Source organism: Synechococcus sp. R60.1, assembly GCF_047461835.1.
Classification (GTDB): domain Bacteria; phylum Cyanobacteriota; class Cyanobacteriia; order Thermostichales; family Thermostichaceae; genus Thermostichus.
Genome location: NZ_JANSIA010000033.1, coordinates 1 through 19551 on the forward strand (window position 1 = coordinate 1; position 19551 = coordinate 19551).

Genomic DNA, 19551 nt, shown 5'->3' on the forward strand with positions numbered 1-19551 from the left:
GTGACTATCCACTAACCACTATCTCAGCGCAAAGATTTTCATGACAAAACAGCGAACTGGCTGGTAAGCAAGGGCAAACATATTGGGTACGAAGCCCTGAATATCAAAGGTATTGCGAGGACGAAGCTAGCAAAATCTACCTATGATGCTGGGTGGGGACAATTTCTGCAAATGCTGGCAGTCAAGGCTGAAAGAGCTGGGCTGAGGGCGATTGCAGTGAATCCCAACGGCAGCAGTCAAAACTGCTCTCGGTGCGGTCAAAGAGTACCGAAAGCGATTCAAGACAGGTGGCATTCTTGTTCCCATTGTGGGCTAGAACTAGGACGCGACCACCATGCGGCCATCCACATCAAGCACAGGGCGGTGGGGCATCCCGTTCTTTTCGCGTCAGCGGGACGTAGTCCTCAAGCGCAGGAAACGTCCTTTTCGCGTTAGCGGCGCGGAGCGCTAACCGGAGTCACTGTTCGCGTCAGCGGGACGGAGTCCTTGAAGCCCGCACTCTCTCGCTTTGGCGGCGCGGAGCGCTTTGCGTCAGCATGAGTGTGGGAGTATGTCACGCTGAAGAAATCTACAGGGATCCAGTTGGGGACATGTCGAATCCTGCTGCTGTCCAGGACTTGTCTGCCAGCCTGAAGATCGGCCAGGTGGCATTGGCAGCTGGCTTGTCCGTGCGCACGGTGCGTTACTACGAGTCGATTGGCCTGCTGAAGCCAACGGTGGAACGGGCGGAGTCCAGCTATCGATTGTTCGACCCTTCGGTTTTGGTTCGCCTGGCTTTTATCCGCCGCTGCCAGAGCCTGGGCCTGAGCTTAGAAGAAATCCGCCAAATCCTGGATGTCCACGACCGAGGGGAGCAGCCTTGTCCAGAAATTCGCCAGCACCTGCAAGGCAAGCTGCAGGAGATTGAACAGCGAATTGCCGATCTGCAAGCGCTGAAAAGCCAAATTCAAGGTCTCCTCTCCGATTGGCAGATCCCCCCTGCGGCTGCTGATGAAAAAGAGGTGATCTGCCCGATTTTGCAAAAACCAGAGGCCAGGGGCGGCAAGGGCAACAGCCGTTACTCCACCGTTACCGACTTGGCCAAGTTGCGCGGCTGATCCACATCGGCTCCGCGACGCAAAGCCATGGCATAGGCGAACAACTGCAGGGGGATCACGTTCAGAACCGCCGACAACAGGGGTGTCGTGCTGGGCACCTCGATGATGTGGTCGGCTTTCTCCCGCACCTGGGTGTCTTCGGGGTTGATGAGGGCGATCACCCGTCCCCCCCGCGCCCGCACCTGTTCGATGTTGGAGAGCATTTTTTCGTAGACGGGATCCCGGGTGGCAATGCACACCACCGGCACCCGCTCGTCGATGAGGGCGATAGGGCCATGCTTCATCTCCCCTGCCGGGTAGCCTTCGGCGTGGATATAGCTCACCTCTTTCATCTTCAAAGCTCCTTCCAGGGCAATCGGGGCGTTAACCCAGCGGCCCAGATAGAGCATGTTGGCAACATGATGGTACTGCTCCGCCAGTTGGTCGTAGAGGGCGGCGTCCTTCAGCATCAGGCTGATCTTGCCCGGCAGCTCAATCAAGGCTTGCAGGTGGGCTTGGATCTGGGCCGGGCTGAGGATCCCTTTGGCTTGGGCCAGTTGCAGGGCCAGCAAATACCCCGCCACCAACATGCCAGTAAACACTTTGGTGGAAGCCACGGCAATCTCCGGACCGGCATGGATGTAGAGAACCCCGGCATCCGCCAGGCGGCTGGCCTGGGATCCGATGGCGTTGACAATCGCCAGGGTCGGGATCCCTTGGGTGCGGGCCTCGCTCATGGCTGCCAGCGTATCGACGGTTTCTCCCGACTGGGTTAAGGCCAGCAACAGGTGGTTGGGGCGCAACACCGGCTGGCGGTAGCGAAACTCAGAGGCGTAATCCACCTCTACAGGGGTACGGGCCAAGCTCTCGATGAAGTACTTGAGCACCCAGCAGGCGTGCCAGGCAGTACCACAGGCTACGGCGTGGATGTGCTCAATGTGGGCCAGTTGCGCTTCAGAAAGCGTTAGCCCCTCCAGTGTCACCCGGCCCTGTTCCAGATCCACCCGCCCCCGTAGCGTATCGGTGGTGGTGCGGGGCTGCTCAAAGATCTCCTTTTGCATGAAGTGCTTGTAGCCTCCCTTGGCGGCTGAGACGGGATCCCAGGCCACGGTGATGCTGGATTTGCGCAGCTCCTCGCCGGTAATGCGCAAGTAGCGCACTTGAGACTCCGTGAGAACCGCCATTTCCCCATCTTCTAAGAACACCACCTTGCGGGTATGGCGGACAATGGCAGGCAGATCGGAGGCCACGAAGTTTTCCCCTTCTCCCTCTCCCACCACCACGGCTCCGGCATTGCCCAAACGGGCTGCGATCAGCCGATCCGGCGCCTCCCGATCCAGAGCCACTACGGCGTTTCCTCCCCGCAGTTGCCCCATGACCTGGCCAAAGGCCGCCTCAAAGGAGCCCAGCTCTTCTGTATAGAGGCCGAGCAGTTGGGCGATCACTTCCGTATCGGTTTGGGAGCGGAATGGGATCCCCCGCTCCAGGAGACGCTCCTTTAGCTCCAGGTAGTTTTCCACAATGCCGTTTTGGATCACCACAATGCGCCCGCGCTCGTCGCAGTGGGGGTGAGCATTTTCTTCGGTCACGCCGCCGTGGGTGGCCCAGCGGGTATGTCCGATCCCTACCTTGGCCGTGGGCATGTTGGCCGTCAGCTTCACCAGCAGGTTGTGCAGCTTGCCGGTAGCGCGGACAACTCTCAATCCTTCTTCGGGATCCACTGTGGCAATGCCGGCAGAATCATAGCCCCGATACTCCAAGGTGCGCAGGCCCTCCAACAGGATGGGGGCAGCCCACTGAAAACCCACGTAGCCGACAATGCCACACATTCCTCACACCTCAACCTCAGTCGCGCCAGCGTTGCGTAGCAATACAGGCAACACCTTATCCGCAAAGCCTACCCCAGGTTGGGGATCCCTTCAACGGCTTTGGCCGACGTTGTTCACCTCAGCGGGTTGCCAATTTATGGGGAAGTCTGCGGCTGCCATCCTTGGGATCCAGAGACAATCCCCTGGGCAAAAGAGACGGGCGCAAAATGGAACTGATAACCTTCGGCCACCGCGGGCTGGATCCCATCTTCCCCAGGGACGCTGGAGACCAAGTTGCTCAGCCCCAATACCAACTCTCGAATGCCGCGGCGAAACTGGGGATCCCCGGTCAGCTCGTCGATGTCGGCGGTAATTTTTTGCATATTCTGAAAGGTGATGCGGGCGGAATCGAGGGTTTGGCGCAGAGTAGCTAAAGTGCCCGGATCGTTGAGGCTGGCGGCAATCTGCTGCAGATCTTCGGTAGCTTGGGCCACGTTCTCCGCAGCCGCTCGCACCTCGGCCAGGATCTGGCGCACATCGGCCTGGAGTTGTGGATCGGTAACCAGCGGGCGCACCGCGCTCGACATGGCCTGTAGATCGGCGCTCACCTGCTGAATGTTCTCCAGGACGGCGTTAAGGGAAGTGCGGTTTTGATCCACCAGGGCGGTGAATTGATCGGCAGCCGCTTGAAAACTGCGGGCAGTTCCCCTCACAGCCCCAGCCGCGTCTTGGATGGCTGTGGCAGCGGTCGTGAATTGCAACAAGTCCAGATCTTCGGTGCGCAGGGCAGCTACTCGCTCTTCCACGGTTTCTGAGAGATCGGCCACGCTATTGGCAACGCGGGTGAGCCCTTCTAGGGTGGCGTTAAGGGTGTCGAAGAGCTCATCGTCGTTGATCCGTGTGAGCAACTGATCCAGCCGGATCAATAACTGGCCAAAATCCACTCCAGGTTTGCCCTCCACCACATCCCCATCGCAGATGATTTGACTGCTGTCGCAATCCGCTGCCAGAGGGGATCCCGTTGCCGCCTGACCCCTCCCCTGGGGCAGGATGTCCATCACCGTTTCCCCCACCAACCCCGTCTGTTTGGTTACAAACAGGGCGTTGCGGGGAATAGCCAAAGGCTGGTCAATGGCCACCTGCACCTCCACTTGATTGGGTTGAGGCGTGATACGCTCCACCCGACCTACGGTTACCCCCCGCAGCCGCACACTGGATCCCTCGGCCAGCCCGGCCACGTTGGTATAGGTGACGGTAAATTGAAAGCCGCGACTGCCAAAGCGCAGGTTGTAGATCCACAAAAACAGGCCGGCAAAGCCCAGCGCCCCCGCCAGGATCAACAGGCCCACTGCCCCTTCTCGCACTGCTCGCGAACGCATCACACCTGCCCCGCCACTTGAATTGGCCCTTCTACGCTACCGCTGAAAAACTGCCGCACAAAGGGGTTATCGCACGTTTCAATCTGCTGCACGGATCCCTCCCACTGCACCCGCCCCTGAGCCAACAGGACAATGCGGTCGGTGGCGCGGTAAATGGTGCTGTGCTGGTGGGTCACCACAATGTAGCTCTCACAGGCTTTTTTCACCTGCTGCAGCTCCCGGATGAGATCTTCAATTACCGTGGAGGCAATGGGATCCAAGCCCGCTGTGGGCTCGTCGTACAGCAGCAATTGGGGCTCATCCTGGGGCAGAGAAGGATCCTCCATAATGGCGCGGGCGAAGCTGGCCCGTTTGCGCATCCCCCCCGAGAGTTCTTCTGGCAGGTTGTGCTCTTTGCCCGCCAGCCCCACCGCCTCCAGCTTGGCGGCCACCAATTCCTGAATACGGGAGCGGGGCAACTGCGAGTGCTCGTAGAGCAAAAACCCCACGTTTTCTTCCACCGTCAGGGAGTCGAAGAGGGCGGCCTGCTGAAACACCATCCCTACTCGCAAAGGGGGAGTTGCATGATGGGCTTGAATCTCCGAGAGCGGGATCCCGCACCAGAGCACTTCTCCAGCGTCTGGCTCCGTTAGGCCGGCGATGATGCGCAGCAGCGTCGATTTCCCGGTGCCCGAAGGCCCCACCAGGCCCAGGGCCTCACCCCGGTACACCTTCAGATCCACGTGGTCAAGCACCACCGTCGAGCCGAAGCGCTTGGAAACTTGGCGCAGCTCCACCAAGGGGGCAGTGCTCTGCACTGCTGGCATGCTCAGAACCTCCGCCCTCGCCAAAGGCTGGAGCCTATTTTCCGCGGCCTGCTGCTCCTTTGGGCTGTCTATGCTGCTTCTGAAGCACTTGACCAATGATTTCAAGCAAAACTGGGGGCTCAGGATGCTTCCCTCCTTGAGTCGGCTTCACTGCTAGTTTAGGAGTCGGCAGGGGCCAAGGCAATGAAGCAGCCCACAGCCCTATCAAGGCAGATCAGGGATCCCTGGCGATAAGCCCAAGCCGTACCTCTCTTCCCCATCCTCCTTGCTCTGCAGCTCAGGGGCGAGGTCTTCCTCGAGGGCAGCCGCCCACCCAGAGGGGATGATCTCTACTTTTTTATCTGTTTTATCTGTAGGCGCTGCCCTTCTCTCTTCTCTCTGCTCTCCGTCGGCCAGCTCCGGCTGCTTATCCTGTTCTGAATGGAGTTTCACGCGCCGCGAGAAGCCCCAGACAAATAAGGGGATCACGGCCACCACCATCCCCCACTCTGGGATCTCGATTTGGGGGAAAAACACCTCCAACAACATGGTGCTCCCCACCAAGGCGATGATGGCAAAAGCGGCGTCTTCCAGGTGAGAGAACTCGTCCAACCAACGCAAAAACAGAGAAGCCATGTAGCGCATCAGGGTAATGCCGAGAATGCCGCCGAGGATGATTACCCAAGCCTTGCGGGAGACGCCCACCGAAGCGGCGATGCTGTCGAAAGAAAAAACCAGATCCGTCAGTTCCACCATCACCAGGGTCTGCCAAAAATTGGCGTGGCGGGTGATGTCCTGTTCTTGGCCTTCTTCCTCGCCCCGAAAGTGCTGCCAGGCTAGCCAGAGCAGATAACAGGCCCCCAAGAATTGGGCGGGCGGATACTCCACCAACCAAACTGCCGCGAAGACAATGGCAATGCGAAAGCTGTAAGCGCCGATGATGCCCCAGCGCAAGGCCCGATTCTGCTGCTGGGGGGTGGGCAGATGCTTCACCAGAGCTGCTAGGGCAACGGCGTTGTCCGCAGAGAGGGCGGCCTCCAAAAACACCAAAGCCACTACCAAGAAAATATCTGTCCAGGTGAAGGACTGAGTCATCCCTTGCGCCAGGATCAAGGTCGCTCCCATCGCATCTGTTGCATTTTTGACAAGTGTTGCATCAATTAGCATATTCGCGCGTTTTGTCCGCCCCAGTCAGTCCAACACAGCAGTTAACCAGCGTAGGAACCCTCCCCATCTTCGGATAAAGGTACCCCAGAAAAAGGCATGAACCCAGTTAGGTGACCAGAGGCAACACCCTCAAACTCCCGAAGGATGGGAAAGAGAAAGCCCAAGCCTAAACTATGGCCTGAGTATAGCCTGTTTGGCTCAGGATCTATTTACAATTCTTAACCTTCCGAAATCTGTCGATTCCCTGTTGGATCTCCAGTGGGGCCGCATGAACTCAATCGAGCTGCCAGCCGTTGTCCGCAACGCAGGATCTGGCCTGCCAGAATCGCCGCCCCGAAACCGTTATCGATGTTCAGCACTCCCACCCCCGCTGCGCAGGAGTTGAGCATCGTGAGCAGGGCAGCCAAGCCCTGGAAGCTGGCCCCGTAGCCAATGCTGGTGGGCACAGCGATCACCGGACAATCCGCCAGACCCGCCACTACGCTGGCCAAGGCCCCCTCCATGCCCGCCACCACGATCAGCACGTCCGCTTGCAGGGCCGCCCAGTTGTGCAGCAGCCGATGGATCCCGGCCACCCCCACATCCCAGAGGCGCTTCACCTGAAACCCAGAAAGCTCGAGCGTGAGGGCGGCTTCTTCTGCCACCGGTAAGTCGGCAGTGCCGGCGGAGATCACGCTGACCTGTCCAGGATGGCTGACCACCTGCTGGGACGGGATCCAACACAAGCGGGCCAACTCGGAATACTGGGCCTGGGGCAAGCGGCTGCGGATCTCGGCATACACCTGGGCTTCGATGCGGGTGGCCAAGGCCAGGGATCCCCGCTGGTGGAGTTGCTCCAGGATCTGGGCAATCTGATCTGGGGTCTTGCCCGGCCCCCACACGGCTTCGGGAAAGCCCGTGCGCAAGGGACGGTGGTGATCCACATGGGCGAAATCTCCCACCGGCTCGAAGGGCAGAAAGCGATAGGCCTGCAGGGCTTGCTCTGGGGTGAGCTTCCCTTGGGCCACCGCCCGAAACAGATCCTGCAGCGCTGTCGTGGAAGGGGGGTTCATGGAAGGTGAGTTCAATCTGCAACACTCGGCTTGGATCTTGCCTGGATTTATTGGGCCAAAGACCCGCGCGGGAAAAACAACACCGGATGCCAACTTTGCCGCAAAATCTCGCCGGTGAGGCTGCGAACCGACCACTCCCAAAAGCTGCCCACATGGGGGGAGGCAGTGGCAATGGCCGTCATGTCTTCATCGGCGGCGGTGGCCAGGATCTCTTTGAGAGGGGATCCCACCCGCACCAGGGTGCGCAGCTGTACGGGCTTCACCTGCTCGCTCAGGGGTTCAAGCACCTGGGCCAGGTCAGCCTCGGCTTTGCGTTGGAGCACCTCCACCGGAGTTCCTTGGTTGCGGCGGGCGCTGGGATCCACCACGTAGAGCAGGGTAAGCGTCTGGCACTGGGAAGTACCGGGCAGCAGGTGGCCGAGATGGTTCAGCAACTGCTGACGCGGCTGCTCAAAGTCAAAGGGCACCAAGAGGCAGCGAAACAGGTGGCGGCTGCGCAAGCGCAATTCTTCCAGGGTAAAGGTAGCCAGCAGCTGGGGGCGCATCACCAGTAGGGGGATTTTCAGCTTCGGCAACAGCGCCATGGTGGTGCTGCCGAACAATTTTTCGGCGAGCAGATTGTGGGTGCCCATGCCTGTGATTAACAGATCGCAGCCGTAGGCTTGGATCCCTTTTAAGATCGCCTCTGCCGGCTTGCCCACCTGCACCAGAGCCTTGACTTCCAACCCCGCCGGGATCGGGTTCAGCAGCTTCTGCAACTGGGCCTGCTCTGCCTGGATTTCGGGGGTAATGTCGTCGGGAATGCCGATGTCGTCCTCTTGCCAATCTACGCTGCGGACGAAGGTGACGCGCTCGATGCCATTGCTGTGCAGATCTTCTAGACACTTGCCAAAACGCTGCAGGCCATCTCGGCGGTCGGTGGCAATTAACACGTTTTTAAACATATCGTTTTGAGCATTAGGAGAGAGGGTAGCCGGCTCAAGAGCAACGCTTTGGCCCGCAGCGATCCTAAGCTAACACCTTGCGGGGTTGTTCCCAAGGCAGCAGCTCCGGATCCCTCTTCGGCATCGATTGCTCAGCGGTTGGGATCTGCCAGGTTGCGAAACTGGGTGTACTGGCTTTCGAACAGCAGGCGCACAGTGCCGGTGGGGCCGTTGCGATGTTTGGCAATGATGACCTCGGCAATGCCGCGATCGCTGGTGTTGGGATCGTAATACTCGGGGCGGTAGATCATCATCACCAGATCGGCATCCTGCTCGATGCTGTTGTGTACCAGCAGCCCGTTGGCCACAAAGTTGTGGTGGCGGGGCATCTCGATGTCGTAAACCGGCTGAGGCTCCCCCGGCTCGCTGATGAGCACCACCGGATCCCAGATCAGCCCCTCCTGCACCACCACTGCCACCTCTTCCTCCAATTGCAGCTCGTCGAGGGTTTTCCAGCCGTCTGGGGTCAAGAAGGGATGGTTGCCGGTGGCGCGAATGGAAAAGTTGAGGCGGGTCTTCAGAACACAGGTGGGCTGCCGACCACTGCAAAACACCTTCACAGGCTGTTGGGGCACCAAGCGCCCGCGCCCGTTCAAGCTGAGCAGGCGGGGCAGTTCCGCCGCAGCCGGCAGGGCCGCCAGTTGATCCAGCCGCCAGATCTTGCCGCGATCCACATCCATCACCTGCGTATCCCCGGCCAGACAGCCCGATTCCCGCAGGTCTGCCAGTTGCGGGCGCTTATCGGAGCGCGACTCGACAGCCCGACTGAGCTGAGACAGCACCAGCACCGGCACCATCAGCTCCTTGGCCATGGCCTTGAGGCCACGGGTAATGCGCGACAGCTCCTGCACCCGGTTGTCAGCAGCGGATCCCTGCATCAGTTGTAGGTAGTCGATCAACACCATCCCCAACGTTCCCCCCTGTTCCGCCTGCAAACGCCGCGCTTTGGAGCGAATTTCTGTAACGGTACAGTCGGGGGTATCGTCGATGAACAGGGGCAATTGCGATAAAAAACCAATGGCTTGTCCCAGGCGCTGCCACTCGTGTTCGCTGATGCGCCCAGAACGCAGACGGCTGCTGTCGATGCGGGCTTCGCTGGCCAAAAGCCGCTGCACCAGTTGCTCCCTCGACATTTCCAAGCTAAAGATGGCGACCGGCTGCTTGGCATAGGCAGCCACATTCTGGGCAATGTTGAGGGCAAGACTGGTTTTCCCCATCGAGGGACGACCGGCCAGAATCAGCAAATCGGATCGCTGCAAGCCCTGGGTCAAGTTATCCAGGTCGATGAATTTGGTCGGGATCCCCGGAAGCTGTGCCCCGCTTTGGAACTTCTCTTCCAAATCCGAGAAGATATTGACCAAAACCTCAGAGGCCGGGATAAGACTGCGCTGCACTCGCTCTTGGGTGAGGCCAAACACCTGCTGCTCGGCTTGATCCATTACCTGAGACAGGGGCTGACTGGTATCGTAGGCCAAACGAGCCAAGGTATTGCTCACCTGGATCAACTGGCGGCGCATGTATTTATCCATCACCAGGCGAGCATACTGGTCGATGTTGACGCTGCTGACGGTTTGCTCCAGCAGACGACGGATCGCCCCTGTTCCCCCCACCCGCTCCAGAAGATGATGATCCGCCAACCAGGCAGACACAGTCATCAGGTCAGTGGGTTGGCCTTGGCTGTGCAGTTGGAGAGCAGCCCGGTAAATCTCTTGGTGGGCAGAGATATAGAACATCTCTGGACGCAGAAACTCCGCGACCCGCACCAACGCATCCGGATCGAGGAGAATGCCCCCCAGGATTTCCTCCTCGGCTTCAATGTTTTGAGGAGGAAGCCGATCCCCACCCGTTAAGTCGTAATCGCTGATCACCACAAGCCAGGATAGGAAAATCAACCCAGCCCTAGGGCAACCGGCCTCTCAGCCAGTCAGCTCCAATCGTCAGGCGGGTCAAGCTCTAGGCTGAGCATACCCGCTTGTTGCCTAAGGCAAAAACCCTACTCACCCCGGGATCCCTCACGGGAACTCAGGGATCCTCAGAAGGTGAGTCCTCATTCGGGAGTAACCTGAATGCGCAGCGTAGCAGTAACTTCGGGGTGTAACTTTACCTGCACGGGATAAACCCCGGTTTTTTTGATTTCCTCGTTGAGGAGAATGTTGCGGCGGTCGATATCTAGACCGCTGGTAGCCAGCACCACCTCAGCAATATCGCTGGTGGTCACCTGCCCAAATAGGAGGTCGTGTTCTCCCACTTTCTTACGGATGACGAAGCGACCAATGGTCTCCAGAGCGGTCTTGTAGTTTTCCGCCCGTTGTTTTTCTGCCAGTTTACGAGCCGCTTCCTGCTCCAGACGCATCTGCTGCTCTTTCAATATGCCAGGGGTAACCCGCACCGCCATCTGCCGCGGGAAGAGGTAGTTGCGAGCATAGCCGGGCTTGACGTTGACAATCTCTCCGGGCTTGCCCAGCCCTGGGATCGCCTGGCGCAGCACAACCTGCATGTTACGTTTCGACATTGGGAAGACACTTCTTTTCTCGACAGCCTTCCATTCTAGAGGCTCAGCAGGTTCATCGTCAGCCCAGAGTGCCATAGCCACCAGCCCGTCGGCATAGGGGATCCCTTCTCAGAGCTTATTCCCGATTGGCAGGTCTCTAGAGTCCTCTTCCAGCTCTGAACCTTGGCGGGAAGATGAAGAAGCCACCTTTCCAAACTCAAAAGGCGGAAGTTCTCTGTTTTGGGAGATACCCAATCCAGGATAGGGAGTGGCTGACACCAAAGGGGATCCCTTGAGGGGTTTGCAACATTTGGCGGATATCCCCAGAGATAACCTGGGCTTAACCTCGTTTTAACTAAAAACAACTGGCCTTTACGTTATAGTAGCTGCGCGGACTGGCGAAGTCTTCAATGGAGCGTTCCCGAGGGAACCCTGCGTGCTCAAAGGGATCCCTGGGATGTTGCGATCGGTTGAAGGCTTGTTGAGGATCGCAGGGTTAGCTTGAGGGTTACCTCCAAGCTTCCAGGCGGTAGTGGCATACCCAGCCCGACGAGTTTTGATTGGGTTGGGTAAGGTTCTCGAGTGAAGTAGCCTTTTTTAGATCTGGGCTAGGATTTTATCTTCATCTGGGAGAGGAGATCTGTATGGTGACGTTGCACCCCTTGGAGCGTCGTTCTTTCCTGAAGTTTCTATCTGCCACTGTTGCCGGCTTTGCGGCCAGTCAGACGAATTGGCAGCGGGTGTTTGCTCGGCAGACCATCACCATCAATGGCGCTGGGGCGACCTTCCCGGCCCCTATCTATCAAACTTGGGCCCAAGAGTTTGGCAAGAAAAACCCTAACATCCAGGTCAACTATCAGTCTGTAGGAAGCGGTGCGGGTCGTCGGCAGTTTGTAGCCCGCACGGTCGATTTCGGTGCCAGTGACAGCGTGCCCCGTCCTGAAGAGATCAACCAAATTGAGAATGAGGCTAACCCTCCCAAAGGGATGGTTTCTGTACCCATGGTGGGCGGAGCGTTAGTTGCAGCGTACAACATTCCTGGGGTGGGCCCCGAAATCCGCCTTTCCCGCCTGGCACTGGCGAATATCTTCCTGGGCAAGATCAAGAACTGGAACGATCCCCTGCTGGCTGGCCTTAACCCACAGGTGACTTTCCCGAATTTGCCGATTACCGTCGTGCATCGCTCTGATGGAAGTGGTACCACCGATATCTTCACCACTCACCTCAACGCTATTAGCCCAGAGTGGAAGCAAAAGGTGGGTCGCGGCTCTTCGGTAAACTGGCCAACCGGCGTAGGGGCGCGTGGGAACGAAGGGGTTTCCGAGCAGATCAAGCAAATTCCTGGCTCGATTGGCTACGTGGAATTCGGCTTTGCCAAGCTCAACAACCTGAACATTGCCCGTCTGGAAAACCGGGCAGGCAAGTTTGTAACTCCCAACGTCGAGACGGAGAAAGCGGCGCTGGCCAGAATTCAGCTCGACGAGCGTTTGCTGGGGGTCGATCCGGATCCTAGTGGGGAAGACTCTTACCCTATTGCGGGCTACACCTGGATCCTTGCCTACAAGGTTTACCCCAAAGCCGAGACTTCCAAGGCCGTTAGAGAGTTTCTCCGCTACGGCCTCACTGAGGGGCAGGCTTTCGCTGAGCAGTTGGGATATGTCCCTCTGCCGGAAGAAACGCGGCAAAAAGCTCTGGCTGCGCTGGAAGGCATTACCCCGTAAAAACTCTTACCAACCACTTCTGGCTTCAGGCGGATGAATACCTTTTTTTCTGACAGCAGTTCTATGTTTCGGCCTCGGCCGGTTTTCCAGCGCCGGCGCGACCAGGTTTTTATCTGGGCTACGCGGATTGCCGTGTTTTTCTCGGCCTTCCTGCTGCTCTGGATTGCTCTGGAGATCGGCATTCAGTCTTTACCTGCTATAGACAGGTTTGGACTAAGCTTTTTCTGGAACACCACCTGGGATCCGGTCGAGGATATCTATGGGGCCTGGCCACAGATCTACGGCACGCTAGTGACTTCTCTCATCGCTCTGATTGTGGGGGTTCCTTTTAGCTTTGGCATCTCTATTTTTCTGAGCGAGGATTTTCTTCCGAAGTCCTTGCGTCTGGCTCTGATCATTGTGGTTGAGCTGTTGGCGGCTATTCCCAGTGTGGTGTTCGGCATTTGGGGATTGTTTGTCTTCATCCCCTTCTTCCGCCCCGTTCAGATGTTCCTGTACGAGAACTTCAATTGGCTTCCCATTTTCAGCACACCACCGATTGGGCCGGGGATGCTGACGGCAGGGGTTGTCTTGGGGATCATGATCATCCCCATCATCACGGCCATCGCCAGAGAGGTTTTGGTGGCTGTTCCTCCTGAGCTGCGCGCGGCTGCCTATGCGATGGGGGCTACGCGATGGGAAGCCATTTTTGGAGTGGTACTACCGGCTGCGATTGGGGGTATGTTGGGGGCTGTGGTGCTGGGTTTGGGACGCGCCCTGGGCGAGACCATGGCGGTGGCAATGCTGATTGGCAATGCGCGGGGGATTAGAGTCTCGCTTTTGGCCCCTGCCAGCAACATCCCTGCATTGCTGGCCAGCGAGTTTGCAGAAGCAGCCGACGAGCAGATCTCGGCTCTGATGTATGCGGCTTTGATCTTGCTGGTCATTACGCTGGTGGTCAACATCATCGCTGAGCTGATGGTTCGTCAGGTCAAGTTTGCTTTGACGGCTTCTCGGGAGTAGAGGAACATGGCGACACAAGTGGCAGCACAGGCCAATTTGTTCAAACGCAAAGTCAGATCCAAGCGCGTCGTGCTGGACTGGGTGATGACAGGCCTGATCTTTGCTTCCAGCATTTTTGCGATTGTTGTGCTCGCTTCCATCCTTTACTATGTTTTCGTCAATGGCATTGAGCGCTTCAATTGGCAGACCTTAACCCAGCTTCCTCCTCCTCCTGGCGATCAGGTAGGCGGCTTTGGCAACGCTGTGCTGGGAACGATCATTGTGGTATCGATTGCCATTACAATCACTTTCCCTATTGGTCTATTTGCTGCGATCTATCTCTCGGAGTTCGGCCAGAACAGTTCTACAGCATCATCTCTGCGTTTCATTATCAAAGTGCTGACGGGGGTTCCTTCCATCATCGCTGGCGTGTTCGCCTATGGGGTGCTGGTGCTTTCCACCAAGACCTTTTCTGCCCTTTCTGGCGGAGTAGCTCTATCGGTATTGACTTTGCCGATCATCATCCTCTCCTGCGAGGAGGCTCTGCGCTTGGTGCCGGCGGACACTCGGGCTGCCGCCTACGCCTTGGGAGCTTCGCGGGTGCAGACTGTGTTTCGGGTCGTTTTGCCAGCTGCTTTGCCGGTCGTTCTGACGGGAGTGACCTTGGCCATTGCCCGAGCAGCTGGGGAGACTGCACCTCTAATTTTTACTGCTCTGTTCAGCTTTCTATGGCCTGATGGTCTGCTGAAGCCAGTAGCTTCGCTGGCGGTGCTGATCTACAACTTTGCCATTGTTCCCTTCGAGAACCAGCAGAAAATTGCTTGGGGAGGAGCCTTGGCTTTGGTGATTCTGGTTTTGATCACCACGACCAGTTTCCGGCTGCTGCTGAGCCGTCGTCAGGAAACCATTACTATCTGATCTGGTTCTTCTGAGATTTTTGCCTCACTACTCTTCGATTTTGAGTTTGGGTTCTGAAGCAACGTCTACCTCTGGTACTCCTATGCGTCCTCCATTTCCCGGCACTCCTGATTCCTCTGAGAAGTCTGCCAAATTAACTGTTGAGCTGGAAACGCAAGCAGTCAGTGTTTACTACGGCTCTCATTTGGCGGTGAAGCAGGTTTCTCTGAAGATTCCCAAGAATCACATCACTGCTTTTATTGGCCCTTCCGGCTGCGGCAAGAGTACTTTGCTGCGCTGCTTTAACCGCATGAACGATCTGATCCCGGGGGCGAGAGTAGAGGGATCCGTCATTTTTCACGGGAAAAACATCTACGATCCCGATGTAGATCCTGCTGAAGTGCGGCGGCGAGTTGGCCTGGTGTTCCAAAAGCCCAACCCTTTCCCCAAATCAATCTACGACAACATTGCCTTTGGGCCACGGGTCAACGGCTACCAAGGAGACTTGGATGAGCTGGTAGAGCGCACATTGCGTCAGGCCGTCCTCTGGGATGAGGTGAAAGACAAGCTGAAGATGAGTGGGCTCTCCCTTTCGGGGGGACAGCAGCAGCGTCTTTGCATTGCCCGCACCTTGGCCATCCAGCCGGAGGTTATCCTGATGGATGAGCCTTGTGCCTCGTTGGATCCAATCTCCACGTTGCGCATTGAGGAGTTGCTCAAGGAACTGGGCCGTCGCTACACGATCATTATCGTTACCCACAACATGCAGCAGGCAGCGCGGGTCTCCGACTTTACCGCCTTCTTCAACACTGAAGTCGACGAAGAGGGGGTTCGCTACGGACGGATGGTGGAGTTTAACCGCACTGAGAAAATCTTTAACTCTCCCGCCCATCGGGAAACGGAAGAGTACGTGAGCGGACGGTTCGGCTAATCTGCTGTTGGCGATCCCTCAATTCTGGTCAGTTGGGATCCCGCTCGCCTATTCTAATGGGCGGGAAGATCTATGCAAGGTGAGGCACCGGCGAGATGGCCAAGCGGGTGCGTCTGGATAGCTGGTTGGTGGAGCGCGGATATTTTTCCTCACGCCAGCAAGCGCAACGCTCCATTTTGGCAGGAGAAGTCTTTCTAAATGGGGTGCGGGCGGAAAAGCCTGGAACCTGGGTGAGCGGGGATCCAGCGGTGCAAGTCCAGTCTGGGCCTGCTTTTGTCTCACGGGGGGGAGAAAAGCTACAGGGGGCGCTGCAAACTTTTCCTGTTCAGGTGCAGGGTCGTATTTGTTTGGATGCGGGCATTTCCACAGGAGGTTTTACAGACTGCTTGTTGAAACGGGGAGCCCAGCGGGTCTACGGAGTGGATGTGGGCTATGGGCAACTGGCCTGGTCTTTGCGAACGGATGCGCGGGTGATCCTAAAGGAGCGGGCCAACTTGCGCCATCTGCAGCCGGAGGATCTGTACGGAAGCGAGGCACCTCCCCAGAGCTGGCCGGATTTGGCGGTGGTAGACCTGTCTTTTATTTCCCTGACTAAGGTGCTAGCTCCGCTGTGGAACCTGTTGCGTTTCCCACGGGAGGCGCTGTTGCTGGTGAAGCCCCAGTTTGAGGCGGGCCGAGACCAGGTGGGTAAAAAGGGGGTGGTACGGGATCCGGTTGTCCATGCCCGCGTGCTGGAGACGGTGATGCGCTCGGCCGTGGCCCAGGGCTGGCAGGTGCAAGGCTACACGTGGTCGCCCATCACTGGCCCTGCCGGCAATATCGAGTATTGGCTCTGGCTGGCTGAAGGAGAAGGGATCCCTCTCCCCAGCGGCAGTGCGCTACAACAGATGAGCGAGCAGGCGAGAGCGACTTTACATGCATAGATCGTCGATTTTGTCAATAAGCTAATGTGCTGGATTGAGGGAGATGAGCCAAAAAATTGAAGAATTATTTCAGGAAGGGATTCGGCGCTATGAATCCGGGGAAGCGGCCAAGACGTTAATTCCCTCTTTTGAGTCGATCTGTAAGGGATCCCCAAAGGCGGCGGCGGCTTGGACGTGCTTGTCCTGGCTCTACCTTCTGGAGGGGCAGGCGGAAAAAGCTCTGAAGGCCGCCCAGACTGCTGTGAAGTTGGATCCGGTGGATGCCCAGCCCCGTGTGAATCTGACCCTAGCCATGCTGGAGCTGAAAAAAACCGGGGTACGCCAGCAGGTGGAGGCCATTAAGCAAATCTTGGCACGGGATCCCGAGCAGATTGAGGGTGTCAAATCCAACCTGCAAGAGGGAGGGAACCGCCGTCCTGCTTGGCCCCACTTGAGCAAGATTTACAACTGGCTCTTTGAAGAAGATTAAGTGACCCTATTCCTGGTTTTGCAACAAGACTTTAGGAAAATCTAGAGCTTTTTATTTTAATCTACAACTCTTAGCGATGTTCTCATGGAGTTGGTGCTAAACTTCTTGTACCCAATAGCAATATGGGATCCATTTATCGATAGGGGTTAGCTCTCGTCGCTTCTCTTCCCCGGCCTCAGTTGATTGATGAGATTGAACTCCGGGCTGGCGCGAGATGCTTAGCTCGGCGGTGGCTGCACTTCATTATATTGCAGTGGTGTTGCACTGCCGCCGCTTCCATAGCCACTGAATCGAGTCCCGTTTTCCAACCTCACTTTTTTGACGCCTTTGACTGCAGATGGGAGGAACTTTAAGATGAACCGTCAGACCGTTTGGGTTAAGAGCGATACCCGAAACCACCAAGGCCACTTCATCCCCCAGTCTGAGTATACTTTGGTCGAGGCTGACCAAAATGGCTGGGCGCTGATCTGTGCTGACAATGCCCGCTGCTATTATGTGGATCCCGAACAACTCCGGTTTGAAGCGGGATGAGGGCTGTTGCCACCTATTCAGGGCTTTTTGACCTCAGGGTGTAGGAGAGCCGGATTCCCGTCATGCATTCTCCCCATGCCTTTGGCGTGGGGTTTTTTATGGGATAAGGCAGAGGCCGGCAGCGGACTTGGTAGCGTTGGATGCACTTGTAACCCCGTCCATATGCTTGAATGAGGCCACTTTAGAGGGGTGGGCTTGGCCGGCAATCCTCACCCCATCCGCATACCCAAAAGGGGGTTTATCCATGTTGAACATTGGGCGGCAGTGGCCACGTTGGCTAAAGATATTGGTTATCACAGTTGTATTTGGCGTCGGTATTGTAGCTCTGACCATCGCCAGTTCGCCGGGATCCCCCAAGGCCTCTCACCCGCTGGATCCCCTGACTGCCGAGGAAATTAAAATGACGGCCAGCGTTATCCGCAAGGCCGAGAACTTGGCCGAGGATGCCACCTTTGTGCTGATCGATCTGCGGGAGCCCGACAAAGCCGAGGTGCTCAGCTTTCAGCCAGGGGATCCCTTTCGCCGAGAAGCTTTTGCCATCGTTTACGAACCGAAGGCCAACCGCACCCACGAAGCCATTGTCGACCTGATGGAAAACAAGCTGGTTAGCTGGACGGAAGTGACCGGTGTGCAACCGGCGATGGTGAGCAGCGAGTTTGGGTTGGCCGCAGAAGTGGTGAAGGCGGATCCCGGCTGGCAAGAGGCAATGCGCAAGCGGGGGATCACCGATTTCGACCGCGTGGCTGTGGATTGTTGGGCGCCGGGCAACTTGAGCGAAGAGGAAAAAGCCTCCGGAAATCGCTTCTGTCGCGGCATTTCCTACTACAAAGGCGACAACTGGAACTACTACGGTGCCCCCATTGAAGGGGTTTTGGCCACTGTGAACCTGAACACGGGAAAAGTCTCAAAGCTGATCGACGATGACACCCTTGTGGCCTTCTCCAAAGAGAGCTTTGACTACGACCTCGCTTCTCTGGGCAGCGTTCGCCCCGCCCCCAAACCTCTAAAAATTACCCACCCCGAGGGCGCCAGCTACGACATCAAGGGTAACGAGATCACCTGGCAAGGCTGGAAGTTCCGCTACCTGATGCACCCGCGCGAGGGATTGGTGCTCTACACTGCTCGCTACCAAGAGGGAGAAGAAGAACGGCCTGTGTTCTACCGGGTGAGCCTCTCGGAGATGGTGGTGCCCTACGGGGATCCCGATGAAACCTGGTATTTCCGCAACGCCTTTGATGTGGGGGAATACAACTTTGGCTTGCTCGCCAACACCATGGAGCTGGGCAAGGAGGTACCGGAGAACGGCCTGTTGCTGGATGCCGTCTTTGCCGACAACGATGGGGAGCCCTACGTGATGCCGGGGGTGATTGGCCTCTACGAGCGGGATAACGGCATGCTCTGGAAGCACTACGAGTACAACACAAAGCGCAACGATGTGCGCCGCAGCCGTGAGTTGGTCATGACCATGACCGCCGCCATCGGCAATTACGACTACGGCATTAGCTGGGTGTTTCACCAGGATGGCACCTTTGAAGTGCAGGCAGATCTGACCGGAATCGTCTTGGCCAAGGGTACAGATGCTGTGACGACTGCTGACGCGGATCCCTTTGCCCCCCTGATGGCACCCAATGTGGGCGGTACCAACCACCAGCACTACTTCAGCTTCCGGCTGGATATGGATGTGGATGGCACCGACAATGCCGTTATGGAGATGAACCTCAAGCCCCTGCCCCAAAGCCCCGACAACCCGGCAGGCAACGCCTTCATCATGGAGGAGAAGCATTTGCTCAGCGAAAAAGAGGCCGTACGGGACTTGAACATGGCCAGCAGCCGTAAGTGGGTCATCGTCTCCAGCAGCAAGACCAACGCCCTCGGCGCTCCTACCGGCTACGCCCTCATGCCCGGCCCCAATGCCATGTTCCTGCCGGTCGAGGGATCCAACGTGCGGGAGCGGGCCGGATTTGCCACCCACCACTTCTGGGCTACCCACTACCAGCCCGGCGAACTGTATGCTGCTGGCCCTTATCCCAACCAAAGCGGGCCTGGAGAAGGATTGCCGAAGTGGGTGAGCGACGACCAACCTCTAGAAGGGGAGGATCTGGTGGTTTGGTATTCCTTGGGCGTTTCCCATGTGCCGCGCCCAGAGGATTGGCCGGTGATGCCTGTACACAGAACGGGCTTTAAGCTGATACCTTGGGGCTTCTTCGACCGCAACCCGACAATCAATCTAGCGGAGCCGGCCTGATACTCGACTGGAATCTGGTTCAAGTTCAACTTTCAATACAACTTTTTTCAATACAACTTTCAATACAGAGGGTCTGGTCTGTCCCAGGCCCTTTTTGACTGCCACTTAGGGA

At 57.4% G+C, this 19551-nt stretch carries 16 protein-coding genes and 1 pseudogene; 9 read left to right on the forward strand and 8 right to left on the reverse strand.

The window, feature by feature from the left end:
- Nucleotides 1–36: 36 nt before the first annotated feature.
- Both NW834_RS06385 and NW834_RS06390 read left to right on the forward strand, forming a co-directional pair.
- Nucleotides 37–435, forward strand: a pseudogene (locus tag NW834_RS06385) (RNA-guided endonuclease InsQ/TnpB family protein); the annotation flags it as partial.
- Between the two features lie 155 nt (nt 436–590).
- The gene (locus tag NW834_RS06390; RefSeq protein ID WP_414419106.1) at nt 591–1097 is read left to right on the forward strand and encodes a heavy metal-responsive transcriptional regulator; all 507 of its coding nucleotides are present in this window, start codon (nt 591–593) and stop codon (nt 1095–1097) included.
- Here NW834_RS06390 and glmS read toward each other — a convergent pair.
- The 8 genes from glmS to rplI form a co-directional block, all read right to left on the reverse strand.
- Nucleotides 1058–2905: a glutamine--fructose-6-phosphate transaminase (isomerizing) gene (gene glmS, locus NW834_RS06395; RefSeq protein WP_414351842.1), complete on the reverse strand. Its 1848-nt coding sequence runs from the start codon at nt 2903–2905 to the stop codon at nt 1058–1060. The genes NW834_RS06390 and glmS overlap by 40 nt on opposite strands.
- A 134-nt stretch (nt 2906–3039) precedes the next feature.
- Complete coding sequence (locus NW834_RS06400) at nt 3040–4263, reverse strand: MlaD family protein (protein WP_414419107.1); 1224 nt, start codon at nt 4261–4263, stop codon at nt 3040–3042.
- Nucleotides 4263–5069 carry an ABC transporter ATP-binding protein gene (locus tag NW834_RS06405; RefSeq protein ID WP_414329809.1) on the reverse strand — a complete coding sequence of 269 codons (807 nt, stop codon included), beginning with the start codon at nt 5067–5069 and terminating at the stop codon, nt 4263–4265. Before NW834_RS06405 ends, NW834_RS06400 begins: the two co-directional genes overlap by 1 nt.
- Before the next feature lie 204 nt (nt 5070–5273).
- Nucleotides 5274–6173, reverse strand: coding sequence for a TerC family protein (locus NW834_RS06410; protein WP_414351848.1), 900 nt, complete (start codon nt 6171–6173; stop codon nt 5274–5276).
- 260 nt (nt 6174–6433) lie between these two features.
- Entirely contained in the window at nt 6434–7267 is an 834-nt protein-coding gene (gene larB / locus NW834_RS06415) for a nickel pincer cofactor biosynthesis protein LarB (protein WP_414374008.1), read from the reverse strand.
- Nucleotides 7268–7314: 47 nt separating this feature from the next.
- Nucleotides 7315–8211 carry a universal stress protein gene (locus NW834_RS06420; RefSeq protein ID WP_414374007.1) on the reverse strand — a complete coding sequence of 299 codons (897 nt, stop codon included), beginning with the start codon at nt 8209–8211 and terminating at the stop codon, nt 7315–7317.
- Between the two features lie 131 nt (nt 8212–8342).
- Nucleotides 8343–10118 carry a replicative DNA helicase gene (dnaB, locus tag NW834_RS06425; RefSeq protein ID WP_414374022.1) on the reverse strand — a complete coding sequence of 592 codons (1776 nt, stop codon included), beginning with the start codon at nt 10116–10118 and terminating at the stop codon, nt 8343–8345.
- A 179-nt stretch (nt 10119–10297) separates the two neighbouring features.
- On the reverse strand, nt 10298–10762 hold the full coding sequence (gene rplI, locus NW834_RS06430; RefSeq protein WP_414329820.1) for a 50S ribosomal protein L9: 465 nt from the start codon (nt 10760–10762) through the stop codon (nt 10298–10300).
- Between the two features lie 623 nt (nt 10763–11385).
- Here rplI and pstS point away from each other — a divergent pair.
- From pstS to NW834_RS06465, 7 genes are all read left to right on the forward strand, one after another.
- Nucleotides 11386–12462: a phosphate ABC transporter substrate-binding protein PstS gene (pstS, locus tag NW834_RS06435; RefSeq protein WP_011432708.1), complete on the forward strand. Its 1077-nt coding sequence runs from the start codon at nt 11386–11388 to the stop codon at nt 12460–12462.
- A gap of 63 nt (nt 12463–12525) precedes the next feature.
- A complete protein-coding gene (gene pstC, locus NW834_RS06440; protein ID WP_414388051.1) occupies nt 12526–13464 on the forward strand; it encodes a phosphate ABC transporter permease subunit PstC in 939 nt (312 codons plus the stop codon).
- Nucleotides 13465–13470: 6 nt separating this feature from the next.
- Entirely contained in the window at nt 13471–14361 is an 891-nt protein-coding gene (pstA, locus tag NW834_RS06445) for a phosphate ABC transporter permease PstA (RefSeq protein ID WP_414419108.1), read from the forward strand.
- A gap of 82 nt (nt 14362–14443) precedes the next feature.
- The gene (gene pstB, locus NW834_RS06450; RefSeq protein ID WP_414419109.1) at nt 14444–15271 is read left to right on the forward strand and encodes a phosphate ABC transporter ATP-binding protein PstB; all 828 of its coding nucleotides are present in this window, start codon (nt 14444–14446) and stop codon (nt 15269–15271) included.
- A 95-nt stretch (nt 15272–15366) separates the two neighbouring features.
- Nucleotides 15367–16194: a TlyA family RNA methyltransferase gene (locus NW834_RS06455; RefSeq protein ID WP_011432704.1), complete on the forward strand. Its 828-nt coding sequence runs from the start codon at nt 15367–15369 to the stop codon at nt 16192–16194.
- Nucleotides 16195–16237: 43 nt separating this feature from the next.
- On the forward strand, nt 16238–16663 hold the full coding sequence (locus NW834_RS06460; protein WP_011432703.1) for a hypothetical protein: 426 nt from the start codon (nt 16238–16240) through the stop codon (nt 16661–16663).
- 775 nt (nt 16664–17438) lie between these two features.
- Entirely contained in the window at nt 17439–19439 is a 2001-nt protein-coding gene (locus NW834_RS06465; protein ID WP_414355866.1) for a primary-amine oxidase, read from the forward strand.
- Nucleotides 19440–19551 lie beyond the last annotated feature (112 nt).